Source organism: Pseudomonadota bacterium, from assembly GCA_030860485.1.
Classification (GTDB): Bacteria; Pseudomonadota; Gammaproteobacteria; order JACCXJ01; family JACCXJ01; genus JACCXJ01.
In genome coordinates, this window is the sequence record JALZID010000157.1 from 1 (window position 1) to 2,953 (window position 2,953).

General features: G+C 60.1%; 2 protein-coding genes and 1 pseudogene. All 3 read right to left on the reverse strand.

All coding sequences use genetic code 11. The features are described 5' to 3' along the window. Nucleotides 1-419: 419 nt before the first annotated feature. Nucleotides 420-899 (reverse strand): DoxX family protein, encoded by a 480-nt coding sequence (locus M3461_08690; protein ID MDQ3774420.1) that lies wholly within the window; start codon nucleotides 897-899, stop codon nucleotides 420-422. A 421-nt stretch (nucleotides 900-1,320) separates the two neighbouring features. Then, the gene (locus M3461_08695; protein MDQ3774421.1) at nucleotides 1,321-2,622 is read right to left on the reverse strand and encodes an APC family permease; all 1,302 of its coding nucleotides are present in this window, start codon (nucleotides 2,620-2,622) and stop codon (nucleotides 1,321-1,323) included. Nucleotides 2,623-2,733: 111 nt separating this feature from the next. Next, a pseudogene (locus M3461_08700) lies at nucleotides 2,734-2,953 on the reverse strand (efflux RND transporter permease subunit).

Below are 2,953 nucleotides of genomic sequence, written 5' to 3' on the forward strand. Positions count from 1 at the left end.
GCTCGGTGATCACCAGTTCGCCGCCTTTCAATCCCTCCCCGATGACGGACAGGTCTTCGACCTGCCGCAAGACCTGGACCGGTCGCAGCCTCGCCTTTGCATCGTCCACGACATAGACATAAGGGCCCTTCTGTCCCGGCCGGACCGCGTTTGCAGGCACGACCACGGCGTCGGCTCGATGCGGGAGTGCTCCGCGATGTCCTCTTGTAACGCACTGCCCGTCAAATTGGCGATAAACGCAAGTAGAACAAGGGGTTGCGCGGCGAAGACCTCTTGTAACGCACGACCCGCCGAAGCGGTCCTTTCCTTTTGTGTTTCAGTGACTTGAGCAAGGGAGTCTTCTTGTAACGCAGAAGACGGCTTGGGGCACGAGCGATGCCAGTACCTCAGATGGGCCGCGCGCCACGGCGTGCTACCAATCACAAACTTCGTTGCAGCCTGTAGTCCGCAGACCATCGGCCTGCGCCTACGATAAACAGGAACAGAGCACCACAGAGCATGGCAAAGTCTGTGCGCCATTCATGCTCAAAGGCCGCCAAGCCGTATTGAGAAAGCTCTCGGACGTGAAATATCCACCAGTCATGGCCCAGTAACACGGGAATTTTTGTGCTGACGATAGCCACGATCATGATGACGATGAGCGGTATCGCGGCCGCGCGTGTTAAGAACCCCAACAGAATCAGCAGCCCGCAAACGAGTTCGAAGCCGCCGACCAGCGGACCGAACAATTCAGGTTGCGGTATGCCAATGTCCGCGAATCGTCCAGCCCCTAACCACTCGGGATAAAGCAACTTCATCAAACCCTCGGGGAGAAACACGCCGCCCACCGACAAGCGAACCAGCACAGTAGCGGCCGGTGCTTTGGTGGCCACGGTGTTTCTCAAAAGCGTAAGTTTCATGCTTGCCTCCTCATTCGAGATAGAACCTCTGAAGGTTCTACCCCGACGGCACCGGTTTGTGGCGACCACCCTACGGGTGATGCTCGTGGCAGACAACGTTCAGTTTCCGTTTGCATTCGATTAGCTCGCGACGTCAGGTGTGACATTCAGTTGAAGTACCGATACGGGACATATCCAAGAAAAAGCCCCTTGATCATTGAGGAGGCTCTTGGATGACGCCTTACCTCCGAATAGGCGGTGATTGTTAACTTCTCCACGCCTTCCCGTTTTGCCGTTCGTAATCCTGAAAGGCTAGTTCGCCAAGCACCTCAACCGAAGTCTCAAACATGGCCTTGAATTGAACTGAGGCTCCTCGACCTTGTCGATGTCGGAACGTAGGTGAGTGATGGTGTCCTGCAGTCGTTGCTGCGTATCGGTCGCATTACGAGTTCGTTTTAAGGCGGCGCCACGCAAATCCGTGCCACACGAGGCCGACCGCAATAATTCCCAGGCCGATGAACCAGATGCGTGTTTCCACGAACCAGGCAAGTCCTAGACAACCGATTAAGCCGGCTACGGTGGCAACGCGCGGCACGAATCGGTCAGCGTCAGGCACGCGCAGCGCCGCAAGATTCGTGATTGCGTAATACAGCAGTACCGTAAAGGCGCTGAAGGACCAGGCCGACTTGATGTTACCGAGCAGCACGATCACAGCGATGACAAAGCCAACCACCAGGACGGCAGCAGGAGCGGACGTGGATGCGGCGTTGAGCTTTGAAAACAGCGTCGGCATGTCCTGTCGGCGTGCCATAGCGAGTATCACGCGCGACAGACCCAGAATCAGGTTCAACAGGACGCCGGCCAGGGCAATCAACGCGCCAACCGCGACGATGTTGGCAACGACCGGATTGCCAAGCTGTTCGGCAGCCCAGCTGAGGGGGAGCCCCTGCTGGGCAGCAGCCCCGAGTTCCGAGGCGCCTGTCGCACCGACGGCAGCCGCGGCAACGCCGACATAGAGAAGAAAACTGACCAGCACCGTCCAGATGATGGCGCGCGGAATGGTCTGGCGCGGCGCGACGACTTCCTCGCCCAACGTGGCTACGCGGCCGTAGCCGGTAAATGCCACGAACATGAGCGCCGCAGCGTGCAGCAAGGCCACAGTCCCTTCGGCGTCCGTCGGGATGACGTCAGCGACGAAGCGTGTCCGGTTATCCCAGGCATTGGGTATCGCAATGGCCATAAAGACCAGCAGCGCGCCGATACTGATCACCACAATGCCGGCGTTCACGCGGCTCGTGCTTCGAAGTCCCGCGAGCACGATCACTGTCATCGCCACGACCAGCGCCAGTGCGATAGGCGTCTGCCACGCGGTTTCAATCCCGCCGAGCGACCGCAGGTAACCGGCAAAACCCAAAGCCGCCGTCGCTGCGGATGCGCCTTTTGCGATCAGGAACAGCCAGCCTGCGGTAAAACCCAGCCAGTGATTCAGGTAGTGATACCCGTATTCGTACGTGCCGCCGCTGAGGGGATGCGTCGCCGCGAGTTGCGCGCTGGAAAGCCCGTTACAGCCCGCCACGAAGCCCGCCAGGGCGAGCGCGGGCACGATGGCGGCGCCGGCAACGCCCGCGGCCAGCCCGATACTGACATAAATGCCGGTACCAACAATGGCGCCGAGGCCGAGCAACACGGCGCCGGGCGTACCGAGCGTGCGTAGCAAACGGCCGTTCGACGATTCCTCACTCATCTGCGGCCCCCGAGCGCTGAACGAAACTTGACGGTGCCGTCTCCCGGAACAACCGTTGGTTATTCATGAAAGCGACGCCTTCTGGCGCATGACACGCCATGGACGCTGAGCGCGCAGCTGGGGTGGATCGATCCCGTCGGGAAGCCGGCGCATGGCGCTCGCGATCGCGCCCTGCACGTCCTGGGCGGCCGAGTCGATATCGCGCTCGAGCCGGAATTGCAAAGCGATACGCGTCGAGGCCGAGCCGCTCACCGAGCTCATGGAATCGATTCCGGAGATCGTGGAAAACTCCCGCTCCAGAGGCGTTGCTACCACGCGCGCCATGGTTTCA

Excerpts from the sequence above, each read along its gene's own strand:
- M3461_08690 (MDQ3774420.1), bottom strand. The coding sequence starts at position 899 with ATGAAACTTACGCTTTTGAGAAACACCGTGGCCACCAAAGCACCGGCC.
- M3461_08695 (MDQ3774421.1), bottom strand. The coding sequence starts at position 2,622 with ATGAGTGAGGAATCGTCGAACGGCCGTTTGCTACGCACGCTCGGTACG.